Here is a 16,965-nt window from a genome sequence, read left to right as displayed (position 1 = left end):
GATGATGGTTTTTCCACTGGAGGCTGGCCTCGACCGGGGCGTCATGATTCCACAAGAGGCACCACGATCAGAATTTTCCGAGACGCGTCCGAGTACACCTAATACAATCCCAACTCCGGAAGAATATCCAACCGATGTACTGAATGATCCAGAAGGCACACTCACCGAGTTCTCGGATGGGTCTTCCGCAAACTCTAAAAGGGCTGCGTCGTTCGAGTTGCAAGAATCCCCTTCTTGGAAAGAAAGCTCTACAACGCAGCCGCGAACCGTAGCGATGACGGCGGCTGGGTTCGGAGTCTACGAGAACGGTGACACGGCAATTCGGTTCGAAGGCGCCTGGGTAACGAACACTTCTTCTCAAGACAGCAATGGTTCCCACGCCTACCTCGGATCTGAGGGGTTTGCAGAACTGTCATTCCACGCAACGAGCATCCGCTGGCTGGCACGTGAGACGCTTCTATGTTTGTCAAGCGGTGATTAGGGCCGCATGAGTGGTGTTTAGAGTGCGGTACAGATGCCGAGCGATATAGCGTTTGATGCAGCGGCGGATCTCTCGTTTACTTCGGCCTTCTTCGAGTCTTTTCTCGACGTATGCTTTGGTTTCTTGTGTTTTGTCAAATTTTGTTGAGCCATGTGCGCACAAGAATTGAGCCACCTGAGCGGCTCAAATTGAGCCATCTGTGCACGCCTGCTCATCGAGCACGTCTTCCGCTATTGAATTACTGATTGTTTGGTGCTGCTGAGCTTATTTCATGGTGGCGTGGGCTACCCGATACGACCCTCCTTTAAACCTGAGCATGCGGCCGTGGTGAACTGTCCGGTCGATAATCGCCGCCGCCATCTGCTCGTCCCCGAACACGGTCCCCCATCTCGAGAACTCGAGATTTGAGGTGTACATGATGCTGCGTTTCTCGTACGCGTCTGCAATCACTCGGAACAGCAGGCGTGCCCCTTGCCCATCGATCGGCAAGTAGCCCAGCTCGTCAATCTATGCGGATATCCGCATAGATTGACTTATGCCGAGTCCGTGATTATGCCGATATGTCAAGTGGGCCAACGGTAATCTCCTTCTCTTGCAAGGGCTGCGGAGCTACGGCACCAAAGAACTTATCGACATAATTACAGCCCTTCAAGAAACGCGAGGAGCGTGTCGGCTGGTTGGTATCGGCCGGCCCGTGACGTGACCGGAGTGGTGAGCGCGAGAGCTCGTTCTTTGATAGTCATGTCGGCGTGCAGGTACGCGTTCGTGGAGCGGGTGTCGGCGTGACCGAGCCAAAGCGCGATGACGGTGGTGTCGACCCCGGCCTGCAAAAGCGTCATCGCGGTGGTGTGCCGCAAACTGTGAGGGCTGAGCCTTTTCGTTTGCAACGTGGCACAGTTTTTGGAGGCGACAACTCTGTGAACGGTCAGTCGTTGGTCGACGGCATCACGGCTGAGCCGTCGCCCGGTCCGGGTTGGAAACAAAGGTTCGCTGGGGCTGCCGGCTCGCTCGATCAACCATTCATGCAAGACCGTCGCAGTCGGGGTGGTCAACGGGACGGCACGTTCCTTGCGCCCCTTGCCTTGGCATCGTACGTGGGCCCCGGTGCCGGTGGCGATGTCGGCACAATTCAGACCAGTCAGCTCTGATACGCGCAGCCCGGTCTGGATGCAGAGCATCAGTAGGGCGTGGTCGCGGCGCCCTTCCCAACGGGTCAGATCTGGTGCAGCTAACAACGCATCCACTTCGACCGCTGTCAGGTAGGAGACGGTTGCTTTGGTAAATCGTTTCGGTGGAATCCCCAACACGCGGGCGATGAGTTCGGCGTGCTCAGGATGCTGCAGAGAGGCATAGCGGAACAGTGAACGCAGGGCACCGAGTCGGGTGTTGCGGGTTCGCGCGCTATTGTCACGCTCGGTTTCGAGATGGTCAAGGAATGCGCTGATGATGTCATGGCCAAGGTCGTCCCAGTCCAGGGCCGACGGGGACTTCCCAATGCGTTGCGTAAGGAAAGCGAACAGTAATCGTAGGGTATCCCGATAAGAGGAGATCGTGTGGACGCTGGCCTGGCGTTGTTTGGCCAAGTAATCAGTGAAGAACATTTGGACGGTCGGTGCGATCTGGCTCATGACTGCGCCCGCCCATCGTTGCGCTGTTGCAGACGGTCGGCGGCCAATGCCAACAGTTCGGGTGCGGCCGACAGATACCAGTAAGTGAAACGAGGGTCCCGGTGCCCCAGATAGGTCGACAGGTAGGGCAGGTGCGCATCAACATCGACACCGTTTTGGTACCAACCGACTAACGTCATCACGGCGAAGGTGTGCCGAAAGGCGTGGAGGTGGGGACGCTTCGCGACGCCGACACCGATTCCCGCATCAACACAAAGACCCCGGAATGTTTTCTGCACAACCGGATAGAGCAACGTCTTCCCCGTGATGGTGACGAAGAAACTATTCGTCGCTGGCTTCGGATGGAACCTGTCGCGTTGCCGTGCATACCTACGCAACGCCGCGACCGTGCTGGCTTCGACCGGAACGTGGCGGGTCTTGCCAAACTTCGATTCCCGAATCAATAGAGAGCTGCCAACGAGATCCACGTCCATCCGGGTTAATCGGATAGCCTCCCCGATTCGCAAGCCGGTCGTCGCCAGCAACCCAATCAAGGTGGTGTATGTCGCCGCCGGCAGCCGGGGATCTAACGAGGTGTCGGCCTGGCTCATGAGCGCCGCGATATCCTCAGCGGTGAAGACGAATGGGGCCCGCCAACGTTGCCGTGATGGCAGTAGCCCAGTCGGTGGGACTTGGGTATTCTGATCGATGCCCGACAGATAGCGGGCGAAGCCACGAACGGCCGTCATCCGGGCTGACCAGACCACACTTTCCGACGGAACCTCCGGCAACTGACACCAGGTCAACGCGTTCTGGATCGTGATGCTGGCCTGCTCGGTCTCCTCGAGCCAGGCCACGAACCTTGGAAGTAGCCGGCCCGCATCGGCCAACTTGTACCCGAGATTATGACGCAACTCCAGATAGTCGGTGAGGGCATCCTGCAACGCGCTCATGGCTTCGTCCCCGGCCAGGGCTGGGCCACTGATCGCTGAAGTGTCATGCTTGTTGTAGACAGTGAAACGCTTCACTGAAGGAGAGAAACAAATGTCTACACCCCGCCCTAAACGCGAATTCAGCGATCAGTTCAAAGATGACGCCGTGAACATGGTCCTCGAACACGAAATAGTCGATCATCGTTGCTTCGCGGCGAAGAAGGCGCTGACTTTTCCCAGGAACTTGATCTCCCGCTTCAGCTCCGCGTTCTCTGCCTGTAACGCTTGATGTTTGGCCCACTCCACCGGGCCAGGATCGGCAGCCCCCGCCTCCGGATGCTCCTCTCGCCACGTGCGCACCCAGTTCCCCAGCGTGTCCTCGTTGACACCGATTTCCGGCGCGACCTGAGCTACCGGGCGCCCCGAGGTGATCACCAACTCCACCTCGTCAGCCTTGAACGCAGCCGTGAACTTCCGACGATCTGACATTAACAGATTCTCCTTAGCGTTGTCTCAAATCAGCGTACGGGCGCACTCTTCAGCGCATATGTAGACGGGCGCGCTGTGGGGTGACTGAAACTCTTTGGCCCGCGTCCTGGGATTTATGCAAGCAGGCCGTGGCCAAGAACCTTAGTCGTAGAGCGGCTTTTGTGCGAAGGACAGCCCTTTGGGTCGAAACTCGCGTGGATTTGCGAGTAAGCTATCGTTCGGAATCACTCTCGCATTATGAGCGGCATTGAGCGCATGTTGCTTAGGATTTAAGTTCTTACGTAAGTGTGGTAGCCAAATAGCCTGTGGGCGCCTGCGCTCGTTAAAATATAAGAATCAGGAAGGCTCCGAGTCGGTCATGGACACTGAACCTCAGAAACTAGTTGTTATCGGTCAAGGTTATGTTGGATTACCTGTCGCCATGCGGGCTGTCAAAGTTGGGTTCAATGTAGTGGGACTCGATCTTGACTCCAAGCGAGTTGCGGGGCTGCGTTCGGGTGAGTCTTATGTTGATGACGTGAGCTCCGAGGAGCTTGCTGCTGCTGTTGACTCACAAAACTACGTTCCCAGCGAAGACTATGCTGCCGCTGAAGGGTTTGACATTGCGGTGATCACCGTTCCTACGCCGCTTAAGGAATCCCTCCCTGATTTAAGTTTTGTTGAAAGTTCTGCGCGAAGTTTGGCGGAATACCTTTCTCCCGGCGCTACGGTGGTACTCGAATCCACAACTTATCCTGGCACCACTGAGGAACTCCTAGTTCCGATCCTTGAGGAAGTCTCGGGTCTGAAAGTCGACCAGGACTTTTACGTCGGATATAGTCCGGAGCGTATTGACCCAGGGAACAAGACTTGGGGATTCGTTGAGACTCCGAAGGTCGTTTCTGGAACCTCCCCGATTTCCCTTGAAAAGGTGCAGGAATTTTACGATCGTCTTGTTGACACGACTGTGGCGGTGAGTGGAACTCGGGAAGCGGAACTCACGAAGCTTCTCGAAAATACCTTTCGGCACGTCAACATCGCGCTGGTGAACGAGCTCGCTGTTTTCGCCCATCAGCTCGGTGTAAACGTCTGGGAATCCATCGAGGCTGCAAGTACAAAGCCGTTTGGCTTCATGGAGTTCACCCCTGGACCTGGCGTTGGTGGACACTGCCTTCCCGTGGACCCGAGTTACCTCTCCTGGGAGGTGAGGAGGAAGCTTGGACGATCGTTCCGATTCGTGGAGCTCGCGAACGATGTAAATGAGCATATGCCCGATTATGTGGTGAGCCGTCTAACGATGTTACTCAACCAGGCAGGCACTGTTGCCAGAGGTGCGACGGTGCTGCTTGTTGGACTCGCGTACAAGAGGGGAACGGGCGACACTAGAGAAGCGCCCTCTCTTCGTATAATCGATCTCCTCCGTGATTATGGCGTGAACCTCATCGCATTCGATTCATACGTTGAGCCCCACCGTTGGCCAGAAGGCGTCGAACGTGTTGGTCTTGACCTGGAGGCTTTGGAACGCGCAGACGCGGTGGTTCTCATAACCGATCATGACGATGTCGATTTGAGGCTGATTGAGGGCTTGCAGGTGCCAGTTCTGGATACGAAGAACGTGCTTCGCGGGCCTGCTGTCGAGCGCCTGTAGTCATTGATTGCTATGAGAGGTGGAACGTGATTTCAGTAGCCATAACCGGTGGCGCCGGGTTCATCGGCGCGAATCTCGTTGAACGATTTATGGAAGAGACCGAAGTCTCAGAGATACGTATCTTTGATGACTTTTCGACCGGTATCCGACGTGAATACGTTGATCCCCGTGTCAAAGTGATTGAGGGTGACCTCAGAAACCAAGATGAGGTACTGAGCGCGTTCGCAGGAGTACACCGTGTCGTGCATCTCGGTGCCCTTCCTTCGGTGCCACGATCGATCAAAGATCCGCGGTCCTCGCTTGACGTGAATGTGATCGGTACGTTGAACGTACTCGAAGCCGCGCGGGTCCACGGGCTTGAACACGTGGTCTCTGCGTCGTCGTCATCAGTTTACGGGGCGAATCCGACTCTTCCGAAGAGTGAAGGGCTTGTTCCGCAGCCGGTAAGTCCGTATGCAGTGAGCAAACTGGCGACGGAGTCTCTAACAAATTCCTATCTCCACAGTTATGGTCTTCCGACCTTGGCTTTTCGCTTCTTTAACGTATTTGGGCCGTTGCAGCGAGCTGATCATGCGTATGCGGCAGTAGTTCCTCTATTTATCGAAGCGCTTAAGCAGGGGAAGCCTCTCACTGTGTACGGAGATGGTGAGCAGTCACGTGATTTTACTTCTGTGCACGTTGTGGTTGATGCTTTAGCGAAGGCGTCTCTACGCAAAGTGACCTATCCGTCTCCAGTTAACCTCGCATTCGGTACCCGCACGACGCTTAACGAAGCAATCGAAATCTTGCGTAAGATCCATCCCGCACCGATCGGAGTTGACTATACCGAGCCCCGTCCGGGCGATGTGCGACATTCGCAAGCCTCTTCGAGCCTTTTGCAGTCGTTAATTCACGACCTTCGAGCTCCTGCGTTACCTGACGCGCTGCGCGAGGTCTATGACTGGTACTTCCAGTCAGTCTGAGCCGACCCCATTAGTCGAAACCGCACGGTAGGTGAATTGAAGATTAATCGGCTCGACGTGAAGGGAAGTGCGCATACCAACCCGAAGAGAGTGCACGTCGTTGGGATTGTGGTTGCTGTTCTGCTGGTTGTGGGCAGCTTCTTTGGCGCGAGCATGTTGCCAGGCACTGCCTTTATAGGACTACTCCTTCTGGGAAGTATGATCTTCGCCTTTTCATTCTCAAATTACCTACTGCCGAGCGTGGCAATGGTGGTTTTTGCCTTTTTCCCCATCACCTATCTTCCGATTGACTTAGGCTTTCCGCGGGGTACGGTCACGCCGACCGTCGCAATAATATCAGTGTGGCTCATCCGCCTGATTAGTTCCAGGCGAATCGAAGACCAACGCATGGCGAAGCTCCCGGCAGTGCTAGCCATCTTGGTCCTCACGCTTCTTGTGGTATTGAGTGATGAGCCAATTTTTAGTGCAATCTGGTCAGCGACTGTCGTAGTTCTGCTCATCATCCCAGTACTACTTGCAGATCGTATCGAAGCACGCACCGCACTTGCTCTGCGGAAGGCCTGGATGGGAACCGCACTGATTCTGTCATTCGCTGCCTTATTTGAGACATTCACGCGGATCAATCCCCTTGCGAATTTCTACACCTTCGATCAGCATTGGAGCGTGCACCGGGTTATGACGTCACTCGGGCACCCGCTTATGAACGGGTTATTCTTCGGCATGTCGTCCGTATTTCTGGGGCTGTGGGCGATTCGAGAAAGAAAGCTAGCGCCAGGAGTTGTAGCGATTATTTCTGCCGTAGCGACGGCCTCCACAGCTTCTCGAAGTGGAGTGATCGGGCTTGCGGTGGGTGCTTTGGCCGGGCTGATTGTTTTACTCGGGCTTTCTCAGACATCCGTCATGACTAAGACGTTTGGCGTCGCGTTCTTCGCGGTAATTGGGGCGATAATTTGGATGAACCCAGTACTCCAAGAGCGTTTGGGGTCTGATGAAGCTGCTGGATCTACGGAGTATCGTTCTGGGCTTGCATTTCAACAAGCGCAAGCCCTATACGAAACTAATCAGATGCTCGGAGTCGGACCGGGAGTTGCTTCGCGGCAGATCTTCGATGAGACGGGCCTGCTTCTCGAGAACGCAATGATGGGCTCGCTCTCGAGTCTAGGGCTTTTAGGTGTCGGTATGCTTTTGGTTGTCCTAGCGACCATGGCAGTGTCGGCATTACGGAGACGTTCAATCGAAGTGGTTGCAGCAGCAGTTACTTTCCTTTCTATTGGTTTCGCCTTCCCTCTTTGGGAGACTATTCCAGCAGCACTCGCTCTACTGATGTTCGCATTCATAGCAAACTTCTCCAATGAAGTGCAACCTAAAGGGCAACGATTACGGAAGAATTCCCATGTTTTTAACGCACCTTTTCAGTATTGACAAGTGAGATTGGTCACTCCTGAGCTTCCTGGAGTATTATCGCAGCCGACAACATTTCCGAGGCCCTTAACCGTGACACGCACTGCGACTCCGCTGGGTATGCCGACTAAATAGTTACGATAGATCTCATTATTCATACCATAAACTTTGTCATGTTCCCATACGTGAATGCTGGGACGTAGCTGTTGTTGGTAACGCTGTGAAGCGCCCTGGGTTTCTTAGAGACTCAGCTCATTTGAGTTCGACCAGTTCTTTGGCGCTGGTGATCCCAGCATAGAATGCCGCTTCGAACTCTGCAGGCGGCACGTCGCCGAGGTATCCGTGCAGGCGCTCGGTGTTGTGCCAGTGCACCCAACCCAGCGTCGCGAGTTCAAGGTCATCAATCGTTTTCCAAGGCCCCTTTTTCGCAGGCCCGCGCACGAGCTCAGCCTTGTAATACCCATTCACGGACTCGGCCAGAGCGTTATCGTAGCTATCGCCAACCGTCCCGATCGAGGGCGTTGCCCCGATCTCGGCGAGGCGTTCTCCGTAACGGATGGATGTGAATTGAGACCCTGCATCGGAATGGCATCGAAGTTCGGGGAGCTTCTTGCCTCGTGACCAGCGAGCCATTTCGATCGCGTCGAGCACGGTCTCGGTCTTCATGGTTGATGCACACCGCCATCCGACAATCGCGCGGTCGAATACGTCGATGATGAAGCACACGTAGGCGACACCCTTCCAGGTTGGCACGAACGTCAGATCCGTCACCCACAACCGTCCGCTGAGAACACCCGATTCACGAGGTCAGGATGTCGCACAGACACCGGGTCGGGCTTGGTGGTCTTTACTCGTTTCTCACGTCGTACTCCCTCGATCTCGAGGACTTTCATGAGCCTGCCCACCTGGTCTCGGCCAATATTGATACCGGCTCGCTTCGCTGCTTTCCAGAGCTTGCGCACCCCATAGACCGAGTAGTTCGATTCCCAGATTTCGAGTAGCAGCGGAGCAAGCTCCGCATCTCGCACCTGACGCGCTGAGGCCGGCCTGCCGTTGGCGGCGTAATACGTCGACGGGGCCACCTGCAGCGCGCTGCAAATGCGCTCGACCCCCAGACGACGACCAGCCACAATGTCATCCTTGTTGCGATTGATGAAATCCACTACATCTTGTGTTGGCGGTCGAGCTCCGCCCCGAAGAAAGACGCGGCCCGCTTTAAGATTTCATTCGCACGCTTGAGCTCACGGTTCTCTTGCTCAAGTTCACGCATCCGGGTCTGGTCATCGGTCGTGACACCGGCTTGAACGCCGTCATCGATGTCGGCTTGACGCACCCAGGTGCACGCACTGATTCAACCCCGTAACCGAGCTGGTCAGCGACGCGCGTCGCTGTTCCTTGGCTTGTGCCGAGCTCAGCGCGGAGAGTGCGCACCATCCTGACCGCAGCGGCTTTCTCTTCAGCCGAGTAGCGTCGTCCTTTGTTTTTGTGTTGGGCCATGGTTCCATTCTCTTTCCAAAAGTATGGAGTCTCCAATAGAACCAGGGCGCTTCACGCCCGCGCCCGCGGCTAGTTTTCGGCATGGCAGCACTAGACATCTTTATCCCCAAGTCTTCCTTGACGACACGACGAACCCCGAGGCCCCGCCCCACCACAAGCAGTTTTAGACGTGACTGCTCACGCCCCCGCAGATCAACTTAGTAGTGCGGATTTGCATAAGACAAGGAACTAGTTAGAACTAACTATGCGCGAATGATGATCCTGTCAGCGACGGACTATGCCGAATACTGGTCGATCCACACCCCAAACTCGTCGGGTGAGATTGGTCGACTGATGTGGAACCCCTGCGCAAGTGGGGCACCGAGCTCGTGAAGAATTCGCAACTGCTCGCCCGTCTCGACACCCTCTGCGATGGTGTACAATCCAAAGCTCCGCGCGAGGTCGATGACCGTTGCTACGAGATTGTGATCCGTGTCGTTCGACCCAAGACCAGAGGTGAACGAGCGATCAATCTTGAGATAATCGACCGGAAAGCTTCTCAGATACTGCAACGAGCTGTAGCCGGTGCCGAAATCATCGAGGGCAATGCTCACACCGAGGCTCTTGAGTCTCTGCAGCTGCTCAACAACAGTGTCAGCATTCGCAGCGATAGATTCGGTGACTTCGATTACCAGCGATTCGGGGTCGATGCCGCTGACTTGAATAGCTCGTTCTAGACGCTCGTAGAACTCTGCATCGTAAAACTGGTCAATCGACGCGTTTACCGCCAGGCGAAGGTTCGCATGCCCCAAATGGTGCCACGTTCGCAGTTGCTGGCAGGCGTTCTCTATGACCCACATGCCTATCTCGTGAATGAGGCCGCTGCGTTCAGCGATCGGAATGAATTCAGCGGGGGATATCGGGCCCAACTCAGGGTGGTTCCAGCGCAGCAACGCCTCAGCGCCGTGAACCTCGCCGGTGTTCACCGCAACCTGCGGTTGATAGACGATGGAAAGTTCCTCGTTCGTTAATGCATGCCGCAGCGCGAATTCGAGTCTCAGGAGCCTGGAATCTTCATCGCTCGCAAGCTCTCGAAAGAAAGTGATGTGACTACGGCCAGGCCGTTTCGCCTCCAGCATCGCGTCTTCCGATCGCCGTATCAGGGAGTCGCGGTCATAACCGTACTGTGGAAAAACGCAGACCCCAATGCTCGCAGAGATGATGAGATCTTGGCCACCAACCACAAACGGTGCGCGCAACAACTTTTCAACGGCAGACGCGAACGTGAAAGCCTCACTATCTTCGTCGTGTCGATGCACAATCATGAAGTTGTCGCCACTGTACTGGAACAACTTTGTTGGTGCGTTGACGAAACCGTTGAACCTGCCAGCCACAGCTTTCAATAGATCATCGCCTGCATTGCGGCCGTAACGGTCGTTCACGGCATTCAGCCGGTTATCGGCTCGAACCGCTGTTCCCGCTCTGGCAGGTCACCTTCGGGAGCAACTTGAACCGCGCCAGCGCAATCTAACCCGGCGCTTTCAAGGAGACCCATTGACGTAGTATCGCGGCTGCCGTGCGCGTCTGCCATGGCTCGACGCAACTCTTCTCCCTCGGGGAGAAGACCCGTAAACCACGCACTCGCAGTCTGGCGCCCAACACTGCGTTTGGTTATTGGCATCGAGCGGGAGAGCGCTGCCCCCGAATACCCGCTCTGGTACCTGAAGCCGGTAATGAGGCTGCCGCTACCGGTAAGCGTGCCCACCGGATCGCCGTACAGGAAGACATTGAGTTCACGCTTCGCCATCGTGCTCCAGGGCTTCAGCCGTGTGTTTCTTGGCGTTGCTCTGTTGGTGTGTGGCTGTCGGGTAACCCGCATTGGGCTTCGGCGCGTAGGGGCCACTCATGAAGGCATCCATAAGCGCCTGTTGCTGCGGGGGAAGCTCTTTCTGCCGAACCTCAGCGAGTTCGAACGTTAGCCCGAGGGACTTTGCCACGTGCAACACTTTAATGAGTTCGGCGCGGGGAGACTTGCCCCGCTCGAAGTTCGAAAGCCATCTCGTTGAAACGTCGGCCCGTGCAGCAAGCTCTGCTTGCGTGATTCCGCGCTTCTCTCGCTCTTCGCGAAGCTGATAACCGAAGTCGGCAGCGGTTTGTATCTGAGGCGACTGATTCATGACTTGATTGTACGGTCAAGTTTGTGAATAGGCAAGAGCGGTCAAGTTTGTAAATTTGACGATACGGTCAAGTTTCTCAATTTGACCGCACCGTCATTTGGGGTTGTTTAGCTTTTTACGAAAGGAGTTCGCGCACGCGGGGTATGACCTCCCGGCCGTAGAGATCGATGCTCGACATGAGTAGGTCGTGAGGCATCGTGCCGTTGGCGTACTTGAGGTCGAAGCGATCCGCACCGAGAACCTTCACGGTCTTTGCGATCTTCTGCGCAACCGTCTCGGGCGACCCTGTGAAGAGGGCACCCTGCTCAACCTCGGCCTCGAACTGCTCGCGCGTCGGGTCAGGCCAGCCGCGCTCGCGGCCGATGCGAATGCGGTTCGCGCGGAAGTGCTCCCAGAGCTCATCGCGAGCCTGCTCGTCAGTCTTCGCGACGTGCCCCGGCGAGTGCACGCCGAGAGGCATCGGTGCGCTGCCCAACTCCTGCTGAGCGCTGCGATACAGGTCTGCGAAGGGGAGGAACCGAGCCGGGTCTCCACCAATAATCGCAAGCATCATCGGGATCTGCATCTGAACCGTGCGGAGGACTGACTGCGGGCTGCCGCCCACACCGATCCACGCGGGAAGACCGCCCTCGTGCTCGGTCTTCGGGTACACCTCTTGATTGACGAGCGTGCTGCGGTGCTTGCCCGACCAGGTGATCGGGCCCTCGCTGCGCAGCTTCGAGAAGAGGTCAAGCTTTTCTGCGAACAGCGAGTCGTAGTCGCTCAACTCGTACCCAAAGAGAGGGAACGATTCGGTGAATGATCCACGACCGAGGATGACCTCTGCGCGCCCGTTGCTCACGCCGTCGAGTGTGGCGAAGCGCTCGTACACACGAACCGGATCGTCGCTCGAGAGCACGGTGACACCGGTGCCGAGGAGGATCCGCTCGGTCTTGCCAGCGATCGCGGCGAGCACGATCTCTGGTGATGAAATCGCGAAGTCGTCGCGGTGGTGCTCGCCCAGGGTGATCGCGTCGACGCCGAGTTCGTCTGCGAGGACTGCCTGTTCGACGACGTCGCGGAGCACCTGCGCGTGGTGCACGGGGGTGCCTTCGTTGTCGACGGTTACATCGCCGAACGAGTCAAGGCCGAGAATGAGTTGGTCAGCCGTTGCGCCAGCCACAACCTGGGGCTTCTTTGAAGTCTGCATGCTTGGTGCAACGCTTCCGGTGCCGGGATATTCCATGCGTGTGCATGTTTACTTCCACTCGGATGAGGGTAAGAAGGACGTCATACCTGCGGTGAAGATGGCGAGAACTCTAGATAACGAGGCGACTCTTATTGCTCAATTCCCGCCTCGTCGGGAGTCACATGCACTGAAACGTATGCTGCCGAGTTCGCGACAAATCACAATCGCAAACATAAAGGCTGCGCAGCTGCTAGATGTTACCGAGGCGCCCAATGGCAAAGTATTTAGGCGTCCAGAAAAGTGGTTCCCCGAATACGAGGATGAACATGGTGAGTTCATGGAAGGCGAATTGCTTTGTGAACACCATTGAGCCCTGGCCAAGCAGCGGAGTCGCGAATGGATTGTGACGCGGGCGAATCCGAGTGGGAGTTTGCGACTAAGGCTGGTGTCTTAGTAGCAAACTCCCACTCGCATTTTGGAAGGGTAAGTGTCGGCGGTTACCCGGCGCGGAGGGCGGCGGAGCCGGCCGAGACACTCACGTCGATGCGGTGCGATGAATTGCTCGAGGTATCGAGACGGTTGTCAAACGAGCCGGCAGACACGTCCGAGCGCACATCGTAGGTATCGTCGGGCACGGTGAGCTCAAGCTTGCCAGCACTCACGTCGACCGAGACCTCGCCGGGGGTGCGACCGGTGAGTTCAGCGATAAGCTGGCCCGCCGCGATCTCGAGATCCGCGGTGCGGGCGCCATCGACGTCGAGGATCGCGCGCCCAGCAGAGACTGAGGTGTCGAGTGCATTGGCTGATCCACCGAACTCGAGCGCACCGGCATTGACCTCGATTGCGAGATCGTTCCAACTGCCGCCAGCGTTCAGGGTGCCCGCGTTGAGCTGCAGTTCGGCATCGAGCTTGCCCGAGTCGAGTTCGCTCGGCAGCGTGAGCGTCACCTGCTGCTCACCCATGTTGCACCAGCCGATGCAGAAGTCGAAGAATCCGCGCTTCGAATCGACCACGAGGTCACCGTCGTCGACACGCATCTCCCAGCGGTACGTGCTGTTACCGGTGATGTCGAGCTGCGCCTCTGAAACGTCGGCGAAGACGAGCTCAAAGTCTGCGGCATTCGACACGACCTCGACGCCGTTAATGCCTGTCACGTCGAGCGACTGCGATCCGCCCGAATTGCTGGCATTCATATTGCCGAAGGTCGCTACCGCGGCGGTCGCGCCGACCCCGAGCAGCACGACGCCGCCCACGACCGAGGCCACGATCGCGATGGTTCGCGAGGACTGTTTGAAGGAGTTCATGATGTTGGTCCAATCTGTGAGGCGAGAGCTTACTGTGGATGCTTAGTGCGGGCGCTCACTGCGCCGATCCACCGTTGTTTTCGAGGTGAGCGAGCGCCGCAAGCACTCGCCGATTGCCCGACTCGTCTTGTTCGAGTTCGAGCTTCTGAAAGATCGAGGTGATGTGCTTCTCGACGGTCGCGAGCGAAAGGAAGAGCTGCTGCGCGATCGCGTGGTTTGAGAGCCCCTCGGCGATGCTTGCGAGCACGGTTCGCTCGCGGTCAGAGAGGCGCTGCATGCGCTCATCCTGGCGCCTGCGGGTGAGCAGCTGCGAGACGACCTCGGGGTCGAGCACCGTGCCACCCTTGCCGACCCGCTCGAGCGCATCGACGAAGTCAGAGACATCGGCGACGCGGTCTTTCAAGAGGTAGCCGATGCCACCGGTGCTCGATCCACCGCCTGTGCCGATGAGTTCGCTCGCGTACTGCTCTTCGACGTACTGCGAAAGCACCAAGATCGGCAGTGAGGGGTGCATGCGCCGCAGTTCGAGTGCACCGCGAATGCCCTCATCGGTGAACGACGGAGGCAGCCGCACATCGAGGATGCAGAGCTCGGGGTTCTGCTCGGCGACCGTCTCTGCGAGCGCGTGAGCGTCGGCGAGTGCCGCGACGACCTCGTGGCCTGAGTGCTCGAGCAACCGCACGAGACCCTCGCGAAGCAGCACCGAATCTTCACAGATCAGAATGCGCATGGCACGCTCACCTCCACGGCGGTTGGGCCCCCGGCAGGGCTGTCGATCTGAATCGTACCGCCGGCCGCGCGCACCCGGTTCGTGATGCCGTCGAGGCCGCCGCCCGGCTGCAATTCGGCGCCGCCGATGCCGTCGTCTTCAACGCGCGCCCAGAGCACTTGCGTGTCGGGGCCCTCGGCATTCGCGGTGGATCGAACCCGCACCGTCACCCGCACCGAGTTCGCCCGGGAGTGCTTCGCAGCATTCGTGAGGCACTCGGCGATGACGAAGTAGACGGCCGACTCTGCTGCGCGGGCGACGCGGGTGCTTTGCGAGCCTGCTTGGCCCGCGCCCTCCATGCGCACGTCGAGCGTGACCGGAATGTGTGAGCGGCCCGCGAGCGCAGAGAGCGCGGCGTCGAGTCCGCGATCGTCGAGTACTGAAGCGTGGATGCCCCTGGCAAGCTGCCTGAGCTCGGTGATCGCGGCCTTTGTCGAGGTGTGCGCCTCTGCGAGCAGGGCCTTTGCGCCCTCGGGGTCGGAGTCGATCTTCTGCTGCGCGAGGCCCAAGGTCATGCCGACCGATACGAGTCTTGGCTGGACCCCGTCGTGTAGGTCGCGCTCAATGCGGGTGCGCTCAACATCTGCGGCTCTTACTGCGCCCTCGCGTTGGTGAGTCGCCTGCTGGGCTTCGGCGGCGAGTTTCTCTTCTCTTGCCTGGGCGCCGATGAGGGCGACGCTGAGGGTTCGGTGCAGCAGGATGAGGCCGAAGACCGCGGCTGCCGTCACTACAATTCCGAGCGCGCCGAGCAGTCTGCCCTGGGTCGGGGTTACGTCTTGGAGCAGGAACATCCATCGGAACACCCCGGTGCCAAGTGAGGCTGGGTTGATGATCATTCCGATCGACCAGATGAACCCCTGCACGAGCGGAATGACCAGCGCGCCGAGCGTCGCAGAGATCGCGAAGTTTGCGAGGGCAGCCCACATGCCGCCGTCTTTGAGCTGGCGGCCGAGAGAGCGGATCCACCCGCCAAACGTAGGCCGTGTGCGCTTCGCGAATGTGGGCTGCGTGACATCGAGGTCGTAGAGGCCGCCGACGCGGGCCGTCTCGAACCAGGCGAGGCCGAACATGGCGTAGATGAGGCCGACGAGCACGACGAGTCCGATGCCGAGCACGAACACCAGGCCGATGCCGGTGGCGAGCACGCTGAAGAATGTTGCTAGTACAGCCCACCCGGCGGTGCCGAGGAGTGCGAGATGCAGAAGCGTCTGCGCGATGCGCAGCGGGTGGGTTGCCTGCTCGGGCCGCGTTGGTGCTGGCGGAGTTGCTCGCGGAGGTATTGGCGCGCCCGCCTGCGGGTTCTGAGAAGTGGTCATGCTTCAAAGGTACGGGCCGGGGCGCCGCTGCAACACAGTGGCAACCCCCGATGTGGGGGAGGGTTTCCCCTACCTTGTGAGTATTTTCGGAGCCTAGCGTCGCTCACAGGGCGGGGTTTTGAGGTTCTGCCTCCCGAGTTATTCACAATTGGTTTGCTTCAGGTTTAGAAGTGCCGGTATTGCGTTAGCGTCTCTGGTGTGAACGACCTGGAACTGCAAAAATATGGAGTGTGTCCTTGGAAACCATCATGACGATCTTTGGTCCGATCATCACCTTTGTTGCGATGGTGGGAGGAATGATCGCGCTCTATGTCAGCTTGCGTCGACCGATCGTCGAACTCGACAAGAAATTCGAGAAGAAGTTCGACCAGGTTGAGAAGAGGTTTGATCAGATTGATGCGAGGTTTGATCAGATTGGTGCGAGGTTCGATCAGATTGATGCGAGGTTCGACAAAGTAGATGCGGCGTTCGATGGTCTCGCAGATTCCAAGGTTCTCTGAATTGCTAGTTTGACGCCCCTACCCAGTGAGCTTCGGGCGAAGTTGGAGCACCATGCGAAGGATTTTTGCCTGAGAGGTCGCCTGACGCTCGGAGTTCGCCTGGCGCTAAATCGGTGCTGAAAGGTGGGTAGATCGGCCAGCCGGTGGCGCGGCAAACTGGCGTTGAGATGTCGAGGAGCGTTACTTGTTGCGGTTGGGGACTATCCAGCCAAGGATTGCGCCGACGACGAAGAAGGCCGCTGCGATCCACCATGGAACGCCGAGGGCGAGCAGCGCACCCGCGCCCGACGCGAGGAAGAGCAACTCGATGAGTCCGTGACCGAAACGGTCAGTGTGCAGCACTGGTTTGGGGGAGAGGAACAGCGCCCAAATGAGGATGGTGATCAACAGCGCGCCGAGGCCGACGAAGACGGCCGGGAACGGGAACGCCCAATCGAAAAACCCCCACACGGTCGCGTTGACGACGACGGCGACATGGATGACGCCGCGCACCACCTGAAGTGCTTGAGAATCGCGGGGGCTGGTATTCGACTGGGGCTCACTGGTCACCCCTCAATTCTATCCAGGGCGAAGTTGTGAGAGTCGTGATCGGTGGATCAGCCAAACCACCCGAAAGTGGTTCATTGAGAATCGACTAACTAGGCTTTATCAAAAGACCACAGGCTGGTCCCGTAAGTGGGTGTGCCAGTGATTAACCAGAGTGACCATTCAAGAGAAACCGGAGAGCACGTGCCGAGCAATGTCGCAGTAGCCACC

Annotated in this window: 17 protein-coding genes and 2 pseudogenes; 5 read left to right on the top strand and 14 right to left on the bottom strand. The window is 57.7% G+C overall.

Annotated features, from left to right (window positions below; all coding sequences use genetic code 11):
* Nucleotides 1-466: 466 nt before the first annotated feature.
* The 5 genes and pseudogenes from H9L06_RS11745 to H9L06_RS05350 all read right to left on the bottom strand — a co-directional run.
* Nucleotides 467-604, bottom strand: a pseudogene (locus H9L06_RS11745) (IS110 family transposase); the annotation flags it as partial.
* 141 nt (nucleotides 605-745) lie between these two features.
* Nucleotides 746-931 carry an ATP-binding protein gene (locus H9L06_RS05365; RefSeq protein ID WP_343069268.1) on the bottom strand — a complete coding sequence of 62 codons (186 nt, stop codon included), beginning with the start codon at nucleotides 929-931 and terminating at the stop codon, nucleotides 746-748.
* Nucleotides 932-1,119: 188 nt separating this feature from the next.
* Nucleotides 1,120-2,109: a tyrosine-type recombinase/integrase gene (locus H9L06_RS05360; protein ID WP_187556174.1), complete on the bottom strand. Its 990-nt coding sequence runs from the start codon at nucleotides 2,107-2,109 to the stop codon at nucleotides 1,120-1,122.
* A complete protein-coding gene (locus H9L06_RS05355) occupies nucleotides 2,106-3,116 on the bottom strand; it encodes a tyrosine-type recombinase/integrase (protein WP_223165220.1) in 1,011 nt (336 codons plus the stop codon). The genes H9L06_RS05360 and H9L06_RS05355 overlap by 4 nt, the downstream gene beginning before the upstream one ends.
* 102 nt (nucleotides 3,117-3,218) lie before the next feature.
* Entirely contained in the window at nucleotides 3,219-3,509 is a 291-nt protein-coding gene (locus H9L06_RS05350) for a transposase (protein WP_187556173.1), read from the bottom strand.
* Nucleotides 3,510-3,867: 358 nt separating this feature from the next.
* Between H9L06_RS05350 and H9L06_RS05345 the strand changes: the two genes are divergently transcribed.
* Genes H9L06_RS05345 through H9L06_RS05335 form a run of 3 tightly spaced genes read left to right on the top strand, consistent with a single transcriptional unit; the run spans nucleotide 3,868 to nucleotide 7,520 of the window.
* On the top strand, nucleotides 3,868-5,136 hold the full coding sequence (locus H9L06_RS05345; protein ID WP_187556172.1) for a nucleotide sugar dehydrogenase: 1,269 nt from the start codon (nucleotides 3,868-3,870) through the stop codon (nucleotides 5,134-5,136).
* 26 nt (nucleotides 5,137-5,162) lie between these two features.
* Nucleotides 5,163-6,098 (top strand): NAD-dependent epimerase/dehydratase family protein, encoded by a 936-nt coding sequence (locus H9L06_RS05340; protein ID WP_246454514.1) that lies wholly within the window; start codon nucleotides 5,163-5,165, stop codon nucleotides 6,096-6,098.
* 36 nt (nucleotides 6,099-6,134) lie between these two features.
* The gene (locus H9L06_RS05335) at nucleotides 6,135-7,520 is read left to right on the top strand and encodes a hypothetical protein (protein ID WP_187556171.1); all 1,386 of its coding nucleotides are present in this window, start codon (nucleotides 6,135-6,137) and stop codon (nucleotides 7,518-7,520) included.
* 231 nt (nucleotides 7,521-7,751) lie between these two features.
* Here H9L06_RS05335 and H9L06_RS05330 read toward each other — a convergent pair.
* The 5 genes and pseudogenes from H9L06_RS05330 to H9L06_RS05310 all read right to left on the bottom strand — a co-directional run bounded on the left by H9L06_RS05330 (nucleotide 7,752) and on the right by H9L06_RS05310 (nucleotide 12,341).
* Nucleotides 7,752-8,996: pseudogene (locus tag H9L06_RS05330) on the bottom strand (IS3 family transposase).
* A 275-nt stretch (nucleotides 8,997-9,271) separates the two neighbouring features.
* Complete coding sequence (locus H9L06_RS05325) at nucleotides 9,272-10,417, bottom strand: putative bifunctional diguanylate cyclase/phosphodiesterase (protein ID WP_187556170.1); 1,146 nt, start codon at nucleotides 10,415-10,417, stop codon at nucleotides 9,272-9,274.
* Nucleotides 10,418-10,422: 5 nt separating this feature from the next.
* On the bottom strand, nucleotides 10,423-10,782 hold the full coding sequence (locus H9L06_RS05320; RefSeq protein WP_187556169.1) for a HipA N-terminal domain-containing protein: 360 nt from the start codon (nucleotides 10,780-10,782) through the stop codon (nucleotides 10,423-10,425).
* Complete coding sequence (locus H9L06_RS05315) at nucleotides 10,769-11,152, bottom strand: helix-turn-helix domain-containing protein (protein ID WP_187556168.1); 384 nt, start codon at nucleotides 11,150-11,152, stop codon at nucleotides 10,769-10,771. Before H9L06_RS05315 ends, H9L06_RS05320 begins: the two co-directional genes overlap by 14 nt.
* A 115-nt stretch (nucleotides 11,153-11,267) precedes the next feature.
* Nucleotides 11,268-12,341 carry an LLM class flavin-dependent oxidoreductase gene (locus H9L06_RS05310; RefSeq protein ID WP_187556167.1) on the bottom strand — a complete coding sequence of 358 codons (1,074 nt, stop codon included), beginning with the start codon at nucleotides 12,339-12,341 and terminating at the stop codon, nucleotides 11,268-11,270.
* Between H9L06_RS05310 and H9L06_RS05305 the strand changes: the two genes are divergently transcribed.
* Complete coding sequence (locus H9L06_RS05305) at nucleotides 12,340-12,690, top strand: hypothetical protein (protein ID WP_187556166.1); 351 nt, start codon at nucleotides 12,340-12,342, stop codon at nucleotides 12,688-12,690. The two genes, H9L06_RS05310 and H9L06_RS05305, sit on opposite strands and share 2 nt — an antisense overlap.
* A 127-nt stretch (nucleotides 12,691-12,817) precedes the next feature.
* On the opposite strand, the gene H9L06_RS05300 is transcribed toward H9L06_RS05305, so the two are convergent.
* From H9L06_RS05300 to H9L06_RS05290, 3 genes are read right to left on the bottom strand one after another with little or no spacing between them, the layout of a single operon-like run.
* A complete protein-coding gene (locus H9L06_RS05300) occupies nucleotides 12,818-13,624 on the bottom strand; it encodes a hypothetical protein (RefSeq protein ID WP_187556165.1) in 807 nt (268 codons plus the stop codon).
* Between the two features lie 55 nt (nucleotides 13,625-13,679).
* A complete protein-coding gene (locus H9L06_RS05295) occupies nucleotides 13,680-14,354 on the bottom strand; it encodes a response regulator (RefSeq protein ID WP_187556164.1) in 675 nt (224 codons plus the stop codon).
* Entirely contained in the window at nucleotides 14,342-15,709 is a 1,368-nt protein-coding gene (locus H9L06_RS05290; RefSeq protein ID WP_187556163.1) for a sensor histidine kinase, read from the bottom strand. Before H9L06_RS05290 ends, H9L06_RS05295 begins: the two co-directional genes overlap by 13 nt.
* A 230-nt stretch (nucleotides 15,710-15,939) precedes the next feature.
* Between H9L06_RS05290 and H9L06_RS05285 the strand changes: the two genes are divergently transcribed.
* Nucleotides 15,940-16,209, top strand: a complete 270-nt coding sequence (locus H9L06_RS05285) for a hypothetical protein (RefSeq protein WP_187556162.1) — start codon at nucleotides 15,940-15,942, stop codon at nucleotides 16,207-16,209.
* 180 nt (nucleotides 16,210-16,389) lie between these two features.
* Here the strand turns inward: H9L06_RS05285 and H9L06_RS05280 are convergent, their stop codons facing one another.
* Nucleotides 16,390-16,758 (bottom strand): DUF2568 domain-containing protein, encoded by a 369-nt coding sequence (locus tag H9L06_RS05280; protein ID WP_187556161.1) that lies wholly within the window; start codon nucleotides 16,756-16,758, stop codon nucleotides 16,390-16,392.
* Nucleotides 16,759-16,965: the final 207 nt, after the last annotated feature.

This window comes from Leucobacter denitrificans (assembly GCF_014396385.1).
In the GTDB taxonomy this organism is placed as follows: domain Bacteria; phylum Actinomycetota; class Actinomycetes; order Actinomycetales; family Microbacteriaceae; genus Leucobacter; species Leucobacter denitrificans.
This window is presented reverse-complemented; position numbering and strand designations above follow the sequence as displayed.